This window comes from Stenotrophomonas sp. HMSC10F07 (genome assembly GCF_001807895.1).
GTDB classification, from domain to species: Bacteria; Pseudomonadota; Gammaproteobacteria; order Xanthomonadales; family Xanthomonadaceae; genus Stenotrophomonas; species Stenotrophomonas sepilia.
The window spans coordinates 13,723-28,208 of sequence record NZ_KV791417.1 but is presented as its reverse complement, the minus strand read 5'-3'; the positions used below and the strand labels follow the sequence as shown (position 1 = coordinate 28,208).

9 protein-coding genes are annotated in these 14,486 nt (G+C 68.1%); 7 read left to right on the top strand and 2 right to left on the bottom strand.

The window, feature by feature from the left end; all coding sequences use genetic code 11:
• Positions 1-350: 350 nt before the first annotated feature.
• Both HMPREF3114_RS14225 and gshB read right to left on the bottom strand, forming a co-directional pair.
• Entirely contained in the window at positions 351-1,235 is an 885-nt protein-coding gene (locus HMPREF3114_RS14225; RefSeq protein ID WP_053499532.1) for an energy transducer TonB, read from the bottom strand.
• Positions 1,235-2,182, bottom strand: coding sequence for a glutathione synthase (gene gshB, locus HMPREF3114_RS14220; RefSeq protein ID WP_053499530.1), 948 nt, complete (start codon positions 2,180-2,182; stop codon positions 1,235-1,237). The genes HMPREF3114_RS14225 and gshB overlap by 1 nt, the downstream gene beginning before the upstream one ends.
• Before the next feature lie 240 nt (positions 2,183-2,422).
• Here gshB and pilG point away from each other — a divergent pair, with 240 nt between their 5' ends.
• The 7 genes from pilG to HMPREF3114_RS14185 all read left to right on the top strand — a co-directional run bounded on the left by pilG (position 2,423) and on the right by HMPREF3114_RS14185 (position 14,412).
• Positions 2,423-2,824 (top strand): twitching motility response regulator PilG, encoded by a 402-nt coding sequence (pilG, locus tag HMPREF3114_RS14215; RefSeq protein ID WP_005418455.1) that lies wholly within the window; start codon positions 2,423-2,425, stop codon positions 2,822-2,824.
• An 18-nt stretch (positions 2,825-2,842) separates the two neighbouring features.
• Positions 2,843-3,205, top strand: coding sequence for a response regulator (locus HMPREF3114_RS14210; RefSeq protein ID WP_005410717.1), 363 nt, complete (start codon positions 2,843-2,845; stop codon positions 3,203-3,205).
• On the top strand, positions 3,205-3,735 hold the full coding sequence (locus tag HMPREF3114_RS14205; protein WP_005418454.1) for a chemotaxis protein CheW: 531 nt from the start codon (positions 3,205-3,207) through the stop codon (positions 3,733-3,735). The genes HMPREF3114_RS14210 and HMPREF3114_RS14205 overlap by 1 nt, the downstream gene beginning before the upstream one ends.
• Before the next feature lie 41 nt (positions 3,736-3,776).
• Entirely contained in the window at positions 3,777-5,813 is a 2,037-nt protein-coding gene (locus tag HMPREF3114_RS14200) for a methyl-accepting chemotaxis protein (protein WP_049415562.1), read from the top strand.
• Positions 5,814-5,913: 100 nt separating this feature from the next.
• Positions 5,914-12,627, top strand: coding sequence for an Hpt domain-containing protein (locus HMPREF3114_RS14195; RefSeq protein WP_053499528.1), 6,714 nt, complete (start codon positions 5,914-5,916; stop codon positions 12,625-12,627).
• Positions 12,614-13,951, top strand: coding sequence for a chemotaxis protein CheB (locus HMPREF3114_RS14190; RefSeq protein ID WP_053499526.1), 1,338 nt, complete (start codon positions 12,614-12,616; stop codon positions 13,949-13,951). Before HMPREF3114_RS14195 ends, HMPREF3114_RS14190 begins: the two co-directional genes overlap by 14 nt.
• Positions 13,948-14,412, top strand: a complete 465-nt coding sequence (locus HMPREF3114_RS14185) for a chemotaxis protein CheW (protein WP_005418442.1) — start codon at positions 13,948-13,950, stop codon at positions 14,410-14,412. Before HMPREF3114_RS14190 ends, HMPREF3114_RS14185 begins: the two co-directional genes overlap by 4 nt.
• Positions 14,413-14,486 lie beyond the last annotated feature (74 nt).

Genomic DNA, 14,486 nt, shown 5'->3' with positions numbered 1-14,486 from the left:
CCCGCCCGGCCTCTGACAGTTTCCGTGCGCGTCCGCCACGGAAGATCAAAAAAAGAAAAGTCAAAATCAAAAGCGGGTCGCTTCGCTTGCATCCACGCGTGGCGTGGATGTGTGTCGACCAAGGTCGACACCTACCCAAGCAATGGTGCGCCGCGATCTGTCAGAGGCGGGGCGGTGTCGGGCGGCGGGGTATCCGCGGCATGGATGCCGCGGCTAAGCCTACACGGACGTACTTGCGGCGTCCCCGCCGCCCGACACCGCCCCGCCAAGCTTCAGGACACCAACCGCTGCTGTTGCTGTTGCTCTAGCCCATCAGCGGGTCCCGGGCCGCAGGCCCGGGCAACAAACCCCTACCGGTCGTCGTGCAGTTCGCCGCCGGGCAGGAACACCCACGTGCGGGTGACCTGCAGGATGTCGATCTCGTCCTCGGTCTTTGGCAACGGCGGGAACGGCTGCGCCAGCGTCACCACCCGCAGCGCCGCTTCATCCAGCAGCGGCGTCCCGCTTGAACGCAGGATGCGGCTGCTCTCCACGCTGCCATCGCGGCGCACGCCCACGCTGATCACCACCTGGCCGCCGAGCCGGCGCTGCCGGGCCTCGTCCGGGTAATTCAGGTTGCCGACGCGCTCGGCGCGGTCGACCCAGGCGCGCAGGTAATTGGCATAGGCATATTCACGCGTGCTGGCCGACACGAACTTGCGATTCGGGCGCTTGGCATACTGCGCCGAGCGCAGATGCACCTCGGCAGCCAGTCGCGCCATCTCCACGTCGCGCTGCTCGCGTGCACTCAACGGCGCGTCCGGCTCGGGGCGTTCCGGGGATGGCTGGGCCTGCGCCTGTGCCACCGAGTCCTGTCCGTTGCGGCTGCTGACCACCCGTGCCTGCGGCGGCGGAACCGGCGCGGCCGATTGCTGTTGCTGCGGCACCGGGCTCAACCCGGACTGGGCCTGCGGCACGATGCCGGCCTGGTTGTCGCGCGGACGCTGTGCGCGGTCGTGCTCGCCACCGCCTTCCTGGTTGGCGGCGGCAAGGAAATCAGCCTGCTTTGGCGTCAGTGCGGTGCGCGTCTGGCTGAAGATCACTTCCAGCGTCGGCACCAGCGGAGCATCGCCTTTCACGGCGAAGCCCACGCCCAGGATCAGCAGGGCGTGGACCAGCACCGACAGTGCGATGGTGGCCCCCAGCCGTTGCGCTTCGCGTGGCGGCGGGGGCAGAACGGCAGGTGCGGACGGCATCAGCGCAGGCCGGCCTCGAGCGCGTCGAACAGGGTGCCGGCAATGTTCAGGCCGTACTGCGCGTCGAGCTCGCGCACGCAGGTCGGGCTGGTCACGTTGACCTCGGTCAGGTAATCGCCGATCACGTCCAGGCCGACGAAGCGCATGCCACGACGCTTCATCTCCGGGCCGACCTGGCCGGCGATCCAGCGGTCACGCTCGCTCAACGGGCGCCCTTCGCCACGGCCGCCGGCCGCCAGGTTGCCGCGGAACTCGTCACCCTGGGGAATGCGCGCCAGGCAGTAATCGACCGGTTCGCCGTCGACCAGCAGGATGCGCTTGTCGCCGGCGCTGATGTCGGGAATGAACTTCTGGGCCAGCGCCAGCTTGCGGCCGCCGTCGGTCAGTGTCTCCAGGATCACGTTCAGGTTCGGATCGCCCTGGCCGCTGCGGAAAATCGAGCGGCCGCCCATGCCGTCCAGCGGCTTCAGCACGGCCTGGCCGTGTTCGAGGGCGAAGGCCTTCAGCGCCTTGGCATCGCGGCTGACCAGGGTCGGCGGGCAGCACTGCGGGAACAGCAGGGCTGCCAGCTTCTCGTTGTAGTCGCGCAGGCCCTGCGGGTTGTTGACCACGCAGGCACCGGCAGCGGCGGCCACGTCCAGCACCTGGGTGTCGTAGATGTACTCGGCGTCGACCGGCGGGTCCTTGCGCATCAGCACGATCTGGCCGGGTCCGAACTCGGTACGGCTGAACTCACCCAGCTCATACCAGCCGGCCGGGTCGTCGCGCACCTGCAGCGGCGCGGTCTGGGCCACCGCCACGCCACCTTCCAGGGCCAGTCCGCCCGGCCGCACGTAGTGCAGGGCATGGCCGCGGCGCTGGGCTTCCACCAGCATGGCGAAGGTGGTGTCCTTGGCGATCTTGATGTGGGCGATGGGGTCCATCACCACGATGACGTTCAACGGCATGGTCGCACCTGTCAGGCAAGGCGTTGATGGTAGCGGCAACGCCGGTCGCGCGCCTCCCTGCCATACTGCAACGCAGCGTCCGCCCGGCGGTCGCGCACTCATTGCGAAACCCGTCACGTTCAGGAGGGGGCCATGCCCCGCGCCGTGGGGCGGCCTTGAAGCGGGCGCGGAAAGTGCGATATAGATACGCTTTCGCAGCGGCCCCCGCCAGAGATCGGGCCGTGCGCTTGGGGATAGGCAATGACTGAAAACACGACTGCGGGCGGGGAACTCGCAGGACTCCGGGTGATGGTCATCGATGATTCGAAGACCATCCGCAGGACTGCGGAAACGCTGCTCAAGCGCGAAGGCTGCGAGGTGGTCACCGCCACCGACGGCTTCGAAGCGCTTGCCAAGATCGCAGACCAGCAACCGCAGATCATCTTCGTCGACATCATGATGCCGCGCCTGGACGGGTACCAGACCTGCGCGCTGATCAAGGGCAACCAGCTGTTCAAGGCGACCCCGGTCATCATGCTGTCGTCCAAGGATGGCCTGTTCGACAAGGCGCGGGGACGCATCGTCGGCTCGGAGCAGTACCTGACGAAGCCTTTTACGCGTGAAGAACTGCTGGGTGCCATCCGCACATACGTCAACGCCTGACCAGGGGGGAAAGGCACAATGGCTCGTATCGTCCTGATCGAGGATTCACCGACCGACCGCGCGGTGTTCACCCAGTGGCTGCGCCGTGCCGGCCACGAAGTGCTGGAAGCGGACAACGCCGAGGATGGCCTGCAGCTGGTCCGCGACCAGGTGCCGCAGCTGGTGCTGATGGACGTGGTCCTGCCCGGCATGAGCGGTTTCCAGGCGACCCGTGCGATGGCCCGTGATGCGGCGATCAAGCACATCCCGGTGATCATCGTCAGCACCAAGGCGATGGAAACCGACAAGGCCTGGGGCCTGCGCCAGGGCGCCGCCGATTACATCGTCAAGCCGCCGCGCGAGGATGAACTGATCGCGCGGATCAACGAACTGGTGGCCTGATGCGCTCGCCCTTCGACATCCTTGAAGCCTATGAACGGCGCAGCCTGGCCCATGCGGTGCAGCTGCCCGGGAAGCAGTTTGCCCAAGACCTGTGGCGTGGCGTGGGTTTCCGCGTCGGCCAGCGCCGGCTGGTGTCCGATTTCCGCGAAGTGGTGGAAATCGTACCGATGCCGCCGGTGACCCCGGTGCCCTGTGCGCAGCCCTGGCTGCTGGGCGTGGGCAACCTGCGCGGCAACCTGTTCCCGGTGGTCGACCTGAAGTACTTCCTGGAAGGCACGCGCACCGTGCAGCAGGAAGGCCAGCGCGTGCTGATCATGCGCCAGGCCGGCGGCGACGTCGCACTGACCATCGATGAACTGTTCGGCCAGCGCAGCTTCGAGCTGGACCAGCAGATCGAAGCGGGCACGTTGGCCGAAGGCCGCTACGGGCATTTCGTCGATCGTGCTTTCCATGCCGACGGCCACGACTGGGGCGTGTTCTCGCTCTCGCTGCTGTCGCGCACCCCTGAATTCCGGCAAGCCGCGGCCTGAGGCCGGGCATCGCCCCCTGCATTGAAGATCGAGGTTGAACGATGAGTACTGCTTCGGACGCCACCAAGACCGGCAAGCTGCGGCTGGGCGGCAGCAACCTCTGGCTGTTCCTGCTGCTGGCATCGATGATCCTGTTCGGCGTCAACACCGGCGTCGCCACTTGGCAGGGCAGCCGCCTTGCCGACGCCGGCTCCAAGGCCGCCGACCTGCAGGTGCTGTCGCAGCAGCTGGCCAACCAGGGACGTGACGCGGTCGGCGGCAACGCCCAGGCCTTCACCGCCTTCAAGGCCACCCGCAACGCGATCGAGCAGAACGTGTCGACCCTGCAGGGACGCTACGGCAAGGAGCCGGGCGTAGCCGGTGCCATCGCCACCCTCGGCGAGACGTGGGCGCCGCTGGGCAAGCAGGCCGGGCAGCTGGTGGCCAGCGAACCGGCCGTGCTGGCGCTGGCCGGCAACGCGAACAACTTCACCGGCGCAGTGCCGGGCCTGCAGGCCCAGCTGAACGAGCTGGTGCGTGCGATGTCCGCTTCCGGCGCGCCGTCGTCGCAGGTGTACAGCGCGCTGCAGCAGGTCGTGGTGGCCGGTTCGATGGCCCGCCGCGTGACCGAAATGCGTGCCGGCGGCAGCGCCGCGGCGACCTCCGGCGATGCGCTGGCACGTGACATCACCGTGTTCTCGCAGGTGCTCGACGGCCTGCGCAACGGCAACGAGGAACTGGGCATCACCGCCGTGCGCGGTGCCGCCGCCGTGGCCGCGCTGGAACAGTCGCAGCAGAAGTGGGAAGCGATGAAGCAGGACGCCGACGCGATCCTGGCCAGCTCGCGCCAGCTGTTTGCGGCGCAGTCCGCTGCCACCGCGCTGGGCCAGGGTTCGGCACACATGCTGGATGACAGCCGCAAGTTGTTCGACGCGTTCTCCTCGTTCGGCTCGGTATCCGACACCCGCCTGTTCCCGAACTTCTGGATTGGCGTGGTCTCCGGTGCGCTGTCGCTGATCGCGATCATCGGCTTCGTCTCCACCAACGTGCGCAGCCGCTCGCGCGAGCAGGAACTGCGCTACCAGACCCAGGTGGAATTCAACAGCCGCAACCAGCAGGCGATCATGCGGCTGCTGGACGAAATCTCCTCGCTCGGCGAGGGCGACCTGACGGTGAAGGCCTCGGTGACCGAGGACATGACCGGCGCGATCGCCGACGCGATCAACTACGCGGTGGACGAGCTGCGCCACCTGGTGACCACCATCAACGACACCTCGGCCAAGGTCGCGATGTCCACCCAGGAAACCCAGGCCACCGCCATGCAGCTGGCAGAGGCGGCGGGCCACCAGGCCAACCAGATCACCTCGGCCTCGGACCGCATCGGCGAAATCGCGGCGAGCATCGAGCAGGTGTCGCGCAACTCGGCCGAGTCGGCCGACGTGGCACAGCGTTCGGTGGTGATCGCCGCCGAGGGTGCCGGCGTGGTGCGCGAGACCATCCAGGGCATGGACCAGATCCGTGACCAGATCCAGGAAACCTCCAAGCGCATCAAGCGCCTGGGCGAGTCGTCGCAGGAAATCGGCTCGATCGTGGAACTGATCAACGACATTTCCGAGCAGACCAACATCCTGGCGTTGAACGCGGCGGTGCAGGCCGCGTCGGCCGGTGAAGCGGGCCGCGGTTTCGCGGTCGTGGCCGACGAAGTGCAGCGCCTGGCAGAACGCACCTCGGGTGCGACCCGACGCATCGAAAACCTGGTCCAGGCCATTCAGGCCGACACCAATGAAGCGGTCACCTCGATGGAGCAGACCACGGCCGAAGTGGTGTCTGGTGCGCGCCTGGCCGAGGACGCCGGTACCGCGCTGACCGAGATCGAACGCGTGTCAAACGCGCTGAACACCCTCATCAAGAACATCTCCATCGCCGCCCAGCAGCAATCGGCCGCCGCCTCGGACATCACCCGCACCATGGGCGTGATCCGGCAGATCACCGGGCAGACCTCGCAGGGTGCCGGACAGACCGCCGAGTCGATCGGCCACCTCGCGCAGCTGGCGGCGGACCTGCGCCGTTCGGTCGCCGACTTCAAGCTGCCGGCGTGACACGGGCAGAGCGGCGAGCAAGGAACCAGTCGATGAAGCATTTCCATTCCCCACGCCAGAACTCGCGCGGCCACCGCGCGGCGGCGAACGGAGCGCGTCCATGAGCAGTCTGCGCGATGCGATGAGCCACGCAGCGCTGGGCTGGGTCAAGCCCGAGCTGGACGAGACCCTGCGCCAGGTGCGCAACGAGGTCGAGTACTACGCCGAAGACCCGACCGATGCCAGCCGCATGCGCATCTGCGCCGGCTACCTGCACCAGGTGCAGGGCACCCTGCGCATGGTCGAGCTGTATGCCCCGGCGATGGTGGCCGAAGAGCTGGAGCAGCTGGCCAACGCCATCGGCGCCGGCCGCGTGGCCGACCGTGATGAAGCCTGCGCAACCCTGATGCGTGGCAGCGTGCTGCTGCCCGACTATCTGGAGCGCCTGCAGAACGGCCATCGCGACATTCCGATCGTGCTGATGCCGCTGCTCAACGAGATCCGTGCGTCGCGCGGCGAAGAAGGCGTCACTGACAGTGTGCTGCTGGCCTTTGCGCCGGACAGCGTCACCGCCACCGAGGCCGAGCTGGACCATGCCCGTGGCAGCCTGAGCGGGCGTAATCGCGAGCTGCTCGACACGGTCGGCAGCGCGGTGAAGGAAGAACTGCTGCGCATCAAGGATGCGCTTGACCTGCACCTGCGCACAGGTGGTGCGCCGGAACAGCTGCAGACCCAGGCCAACGAGCTCGGCGCCGTGGCCGATACGCTGGGCATGATGGGCCTGGGCGTTGCCCGCGGCGTGGTCGTGCAGCAGCGCGATGCGCTGCGCGGCGTGGTCGAAGGTCGCCAGCAGATCGACGAGAACCTGCTGCTGGATATTGCCGGTGCACTGCTGTACGTCGATGCCTCGCTGGACGACCAGGTTGCCCATCTGGGCGCCGGCGGCAGTGGCGAGGACGACCCGAGCGCGGTCGAGAACCGGCGAACGGTGGAGGTGCTGGCGCATGAAGCCATCGCCAACTTCGCCGCTGCCCGCGAGCATTTCGTCGCCTTCATCGAAACCAGCTGGAACCATGCCGAGCTGCAGGATGTGCCACGCCTGCTGGGCGATGTGTCCGGCGCGCTGCGCATGCTCGACCTGGGTACCGCCGCCGATTACCTGCGCGGCGTGCAGCAGTACATCGAGGCCGAACTGATCGGCCGCCAGCGCGTGCCCAGCGGCCGCCAACTGGACACCCTGGCCGATGCCATGGCCAGCCTGGAGTACTACCTGGAAGCCCTGCGCGACCGCCGCCCGGGCCGAGAGGACATCCTCGAAATCACCCGCAGCAGCCTCGAGGCACTGCGCTACTGGCCGCTGCCGGAGCACAATGCCGTTGCGCCGGACGCGCCGGCACTGCTGCCGGTCCAACGTGAGCCGGTTGCGTTGCACGCCGAGCCCCTGCAGCCGGAGCGCATCGGGGTTCCGGTGCAGCCTGCGGCGCCCGCTGCCGGCGACGTGCCGGTGCCACTGCCGGACTTCACCTTCGATCAGCCGCCGGCCTCGCCGGCGCCGATGGTGTCCGACAACCGCCTGATGTTCGGCGCGCTGGGCACCGTGGCAGCCGTGGCCGCCAGCACGGCTGATACCGGTGCTTCGCCGTTGCCGACGCACGACGATGCGGACGCATCGCTGGTCTTCGCGGCATCCAGCGCACCTGCGCCGGATGTCCCGCAGTGGGAGCTGGCGCCGTTCCATCCGGAGGCCGACGCCATCGTGCCTGCCGATGACGAGCGCAGCCCGACCTTCGCCAGTTTCGATCCGGTCAGCTTCGAGCTGGCCGAGGGTGATCACTCCGGTGCGCCGCAGTGGTCGCTGTCCGGGGCGCCGCAGATGCTTGAGGAAAGCGCAGCGCCTGTGATCGATGAGAGGACGGACGCGGTGGATTCCTCCGCGACCGCTTTCGATGCTGCACCGGTGTTCGACCCGGTGGCGGCCGAACAGGATGCGGCTGCCGTGGCCGACGACGTGGTGTTCCGCTTCGATGCCGACGCGCTGGACAACGCTGACGACGTGCTGTCGCTGCATGCGATGGAAACGCTGTCGCTGGACGATGACGCCGCGTTGCATCCGTCGCTGGAGATCGTCGATGCCGTCGTTCCGCCGCTGGCCGGGGTGGATGAGGCCCCGGATGACCTGCCGGTACCGTCGATCACGTCGCCGTTGATCGATGCGGCGCCTCCTGCGGCGGATACGTCCGCTCCGGCCGTGTCGGTGATCGATATCGACACCATCGCGCCGATCGATTTCAGCGAGGCCGACGCCCAGTTCTTCGCCGAGTTGAGTGCGGCCGCTGCCGGCTTCAATCCACAGGCGATGGCCGCTGCGGCAGCGCCGGAGGCGGTGGATTCGGCCGTTGCCGGGACCGACGCTGACACCAATGCGGGCTTCGACGCCGGTTTCGACGACGATGCCGAGAACATCGACGAGGACATCCGCGAGGTGTTCCTGGAAGAGTTCGACGATGAGCTGGCCAATCTCGGCACGCTGCTGCCGGCATGGCGCATGCAGCCGGACAACATGGACCGGCTGCGCCCGATCCGCCGCATCTTCCATACCCTCAAGGGCAGTGGCCGCCTGGTCGGCGCACGCACCCTGGGTGAGTTCGCGTGGAAGATCGAAGGCATGCTCAACCGCGTGCTGGATGGCAGCCGCGCCGCATCTCCCGCCGTGCTGGCGATGGTCGACAACGCGCATGCGGCGCTGCCGCAGCTGAACGCGGCGCTGCGCCATGGCCACCGCATCAGCGTCGACCTGCAGGCCATGCAGGCCATCGCCGATCGTGTCGGTGCAGGCGAGGAGACCTACTACGTACCCCTGCCTGGGGCCACTGCATCGGTTGCACCGGTGGCCGAAGTCGAGGGCGAAGAGGAGATCAGCCGCATTCTCGACACCGAGGCTGCCGGATCTGCGCCGGCTGACAGCGTTGTGGAGGGCGAAATCGCTGGCACGCCGGCCAACATCGACAGCGTGCTGCGCGAGATTCTCGAGGCCGAGGTGGAAGTCCATCAGGCCACCCTGCAGGACTGGCTGCGTTCGGCGCAGCAGGCACCGCAGCCTGTCAGCGACGCACTCCTGCGCGCAGTGCACACCATGAACGGCGCCTTCGCGATGACCGAAGTGCCCGAGATCACGGCTGTAACCGGCGGTGCAGAGTCCTACATCAAGCGTGCACTGGCCGCCGAAGTGGTGCCGGGTGATGAGGGCGTGGCCGCGCTGGATGCGACCGCGCAGGCGATCACCGCCACCATGGAAGCGCTGCAGGCCGAACAGCCGCGTATCGCACCGCAACAGGTACTGGCACAGCGCCTGCAGGCGCTGGCCAGCGAGTTGCCGGAAGCGCGCTGGCCGATGGTGGGCCTGGAGGACGACGAAGCTGAGCTGGCGCTGGATGACGAACCGACGGCGGAATGGGATGCGGACGCCCCGGCAGCCGTCGCGCCTGAAACCGATGCGGTACCGCTTTCGTCCGTCGCGCCGGAGCAGGAACCACAGGCAGTTGCCGATGTCGCCGAAACCCCGGTCGAGGATGCCGCGATCGAGGGCGATGGCGGGCTGGAGGTCGGTGAGCTGACCGCCAGCGACGATCTTTCGCGCTACTTCGATGCCGGATGGCCGTCGGTACCGGGTGAGGGAGCGGCGTCGCTACCGGTGGTCGAATCGATCCAGGTGGCCGACGACGTTCCGGGCGCTGAGGTAGACGGTGTCCAGGCGGAGGCCGAAAGCGCGCCGCTGTTGGCCGACGATGCCGGTTTGACCGTCGTGGACGATCTGTCGCCGTACCTGGATGCCAGTGCGCTGCCGGTCGACGACCGCGATGCCGAAGAGATTCCTGATGCTGTCGAAGCCGTCGCATCGGACCTGAATGCGTCCTCGTTCGATCACGTGCACGTCGCGGACGCTGAGGCATTCGAGACGCCTGCTGCACTGCCACTCGACAGCGAGCTGTCGAGCCTGCAGGATGAAATGGCTGCGCCGGGGTTTGCAGAACCGGTCTCGCTGGACGCCGCGCTCGAGGCCGGCCTGCACGTGATCGACGAAGAGCAGCCCCTGGCCGACGACGGGCAATGGTCCGTGCTCGGCCTGCAGGCCAGCGAACTCGCGCCGGGCGAGGCGGAAGCCTTTGCCGAGGATGCGGACGTCGGCGGGGAGGCGGCGATCGGTGAAGGAGAGAGCGCCGATCAGCCGTCCCCGGCGACGGTGAATGAGGAGATCGCGGAGGCCGCGACGCCGGCCACCGCCGGACCGGTGCGGTTCTTCGAACTGGAAGACGCGCCGGGCCAGGTGGAAGTCCACGCCGAAGCTGCCGATGCCGATGCCGATGCCGTGTCGGATGCCCCGGCCGTTGGCGCGCCTGACGCCGACGTGGTTGAAACCGTGGCACCCGACGTCCTTGACATCCCGTTGCCGGAAGACAGCGCCGATACGCTCGACTTCAGCGTCTACGATCGCGAGCTGGTCGACATCTTCGTCGAGGAAGGCAAGGACCTGCTCGACCACTGCGATGGCCTGATCAGCGAGCTGCGCGATGCGCCGCAGGACCGCGAGGTGCTGGCCGGCCTGCAGCGTGACCTGCATACCCTGAAGGGTGGCGCACGCATGGCCGGCATCAACGCCATCGGCGATCTTGGCCACAGCATCGAATCGTTGCTGGAAGCCGTCGCCGCTGGTCGCACCGAGATCGAACGCCGCGATGTGCAGTTGCTGGAGCGCGGATTTGATCGGCTGCACCAGCTGCTCACCCGCACCGGCGACCACCGCGTGGTGGAACCGGCGCAGGACCTGGTCGACGCGTTCGAAGTGCGTACCACCACCGATATCGCTGCGGCGGCTGCTGCAGCCGCAGCCGCAGCCAACGTGGCGAGCGTCGCAGAAGCCACTTCGGCACCGGTTGCCAGTCCGGCACCGGCACTGCTTGATGCGCCACTGTCGGCACCGCTGCCGGCCGAAGGCGTGGTCGATGAAGATCCGCTGGCACGCCCGCAGCAGGAACAGGTGCGCGTGCGCGCGGATCTGCTCGACCGCCTGGTCAACCATGCCGGTGAAGTGGCGATCTACCGCTCGCGCCTCGAGCAGCAGCTCGGCGCGTTCCGTGGTGCGATGGGCGAGCTGGAGCGCACCAATGCGCGACTGCGCGACCAGCTGCGCCGGCTCGACCTGGAAACCGAAGCGCAGATCGTCGCCCGCTACCAGCGTGAGCAGGACCAGGCAGACCAGAAGTTCGATCCGCTGGAGCTGGACCGCTTCTCCACGCTGCAGCAGCTCAGCCGTGCGCTGAACGAATCGGCGGCCGACCTTGGCGGCCTGCAAGGGGTACTGGACGATCTGTCGCGCCAGTACGATTCGCTGCTGCAACAACAGTCGCGCGTCAGCTCCGAGCTGCAGGACGGCCTGATGCGCGCGCGCATGGTGCCGTTCGATGGCCTGGTGCCGCGGCTGCGCCGAGTGGTCCGCCAGTCCGGCATGGATACCGGCAAGCAGGTGCACCTGACCCTGGAAGGCACTCACGGCGAACTGGACCGCAATGTTCTCGATCGCATGGTCGCGCCGCTCGAACACATGCTGCGCAACTCGGTGGCCCATGGCCTGGAAGCGCCGGAACAGCGCCGCGCCGCCGGCAAGCCGGAAGAGGGCGAAGTTGCCATCCGCCTGCACCGTGAGGGCTCGGAAATCGTGCTGGAAGTGGCCGATGACGGTGCCGGCCTCGATCGCGAAGCGATCCGCCGCCGCGCCATCGACCGTGGCCTGTTGGCCGCCGACGCGCAGCCGAACGATCAGGAACTGGACAACCTGATTTTCGCCTCCGGTTTCTCCACCGCCGACCAGGTCAGCCAGCTGGCCGGTCGTGGCGTGGGCATGGACGTGGTGCGCAACGAAGTGCGCCAGCTGGGCGGCTCGGTCGACATCCAGTCGGTGCGCGGCCAGGGCGTGCGCTTCACTCTGCGCCTGCCGCAGACGCTGGCCGTCACCCAGGCGGTGTTCGTGCAGATCGGCGAGACCACCTTCGCCGTGCCGGTGGCCTCGGTCAGCGGTATCGGCCGCCTGTCGCGCGAACGTTTCGAGGCCGCCGACAGCAGCTACCGCTACAGCGGCGAAGACTATCCGTTGTATGACCTCGGCAGCCTGGTCGGGCAGGCCCCGGCGCGTGCCGATGGCCAGGACCAGGTGCCGCTGTTGCTGGTCCGCGCCGGCGACCTGCGTGCAGCCGTGGCGATCGATCAGGTGCTGGGCAACCGCGAAATCGTGGTCAAGCCGGTGGGCCTGCAGATCGCATCGGTACCGGGCATCTACGGTGCCACCATCACCGGCGATGGCCGCGTGGTGGTGATCCTGGACGTCGCGCCGCTGGTGCGCCGCTTCCTGGCCAATCCGACGGCACCGGTGCTGGCCAATGCGCCGCGCGACGAACGCCAGGTACCGCTGGTGATGGTGGTCGATGACTCGCTGACGATGCGCAAGGTGACCGGTCGCATCCTCGAACGCCACAACTTCGAAGTCAGTGTCGCCCGCGATGGCGTGGAAGCACTGGAGCGGTTGGAAGAGCGCGTGCCGGACCTGATGTTGCTGGACATCGAGATGCCGCGCATGGACGGCTACGAGCTGGCCACTGTGATGCGTGCCGATCCGCGTTACAGGGATGTGCCGATCGTGATGATCACCTCGCGCAGCGGCGACAAGCACCGCCAGCGTGCCTTCGAGATCGGTGTCCAGCGTTATCTGGGCAAGCCGTACCAGGAACTGGACCTGATGCGTAACGTGTACGACCTGCTGGGGATCGCCCGTGTCCGTGAGTGAAACCCATCCGGCCCCGGCCGTCGCCCTGCTGGCCCGCCCCGGTACGGCGCGTGAACGCCTGCGCGAGGCGCTGGCGCATGCCGATGTACAGCTGGTCCTGGAAGATGATCCGAACGGCCTGGAGCCGCAGGTCCTGCAGGCCGCGGCCCCGCAGTTCGTGGTGATCGCGCTGGAAGCTGCCATCGAGGACGCACTGGAACGGTTGGAATCCGTGCTCTCGGCACCGGGGCTGACCCTGGTGTTCGATGAGGCTGAGCTGGCCGCCCGCCGCGACGGCTGGGAGGCGCAACGCTGGGGGCGCCACCTGGCCGCCAAGCTGCACGGCCACCAGCAGGTGTTGCCGCCGGGCGCCGAAGAAGAGCCCAGCCTGCAGCTGGAGCCTGGCCATCCCGCGCCCGCGCCGGCGCCGCAGGAAGAAGCCCTGCGCCCGCACCTGGAACAGGCGCTGAGCTGGGCCGATGACGTTCCGGCCGACGGCCTGTATTCGCCACCGGCAGACCTGCACGAACCGATCGCGCTGGAGCAGGCCTTGGCGGCGCTGCAGCCGGTCGTGCCCGAGCCTCTGGATCCGCCTTCGGCGCCGCAGGCACTGGCCGAACCGGCGACGCCTGCGACACCGCCGGTCTCCTTCGATCACACCGCCTGGTCGCTGGTGGAAGAATCGATCGAAGCGCCCGTATCGGCAGAAGCCGTGGCGCCGGTCGTCGCGCCGCAGCCCTCGTTCGATACCGATCATTTGAGCCTGGTCGATCTGGATGCCGTCGCCCCGGCCGGTGCGCGTGCCGCATCGCTGCTGGTGCTGGCCGGCATCGGTGGCCCGGATGCGTTGCGTCGCCTGCTCGGCGCACTGCCCGCGTCGTTGAGCGTGCCGGTCCTGGTGCACATGCGTCTGGATGGTGGCCGCTACGGCAATCTGGTCAAGCAGATGTCCCGTGTTTCGCCGTTGCCGGTGCAGCTGGCCGAGGCCGGCCAGCACGCGGTGCCGGGCGAAGTGCACGTGCTGGCCGATGATATCGGCGTGCGCGCGGCCAGCGATGGCCTGCATTTCCATAGCGATGCCAACGGTATTTCGCTCGCTTCGCTGCCGGCCGAACACACCGCGCTGGTGCTGCTCAGCGGTGCCGACCTGGCCCACGTAGGCCCGGCGCTGGACCTGGCGGCCGCCGGTGCGTGGGTGGCCGGGCAGGTGGGCGAGGGCTGCTATGACCCGGCGGCGGCCACCGCCGTGGTGGCTGCCGGCATGGTGGCCGGTGAACCGCAGGAACTGGCGCAGGCGATTGCCGCGCGCTGGGGTGAGCAGGACGACAACGGAGACGCACCATGAGCTACGCCAGCAATGACGAAATCCGCGGCGTCCTGATTCAGGCCGGCAACGAGCGCGTGCTGCTGCCCAATGCCACCGTGGCCGAAATGATGTCGCGCGTGCCGGTGCAGCCGGTCTCCGATGCGCCGCGCTGGCTGGTCGGCGAGATCGGCTGGCACGGCTGGCAGGTGCCGCTGGTGTCGTTCGCACGCCTTTCGGGGCTGGGCGAAGAGACGGTGGCCGGCCACAACAAGGTGGTGGTGCTGAAGTCCCTCAGCGGCAACGCGCAGCGCCCGTACTACGCGCTGCTGACGCAGAACTTTCCGCAGCTGATCTCGGTGCCGCGCGACGGCTTGCTGGCCGACGCCTCCGAAGAAACCCTGCCGCAGACCGTGCACATGCGCGTGCTGCTGGGTGAGCAGAGTGCACTGCTGCCGAACCTGGACGCGTTGGAAGCCGCCCTGGATTCGCTGGCGGCCTGATCGGCAATCCGCCGGTCGGATCCCCGGTAGTGCCGGCCGCTGGCCGGCAACCCCATGATCCGGTGGATGCCGGG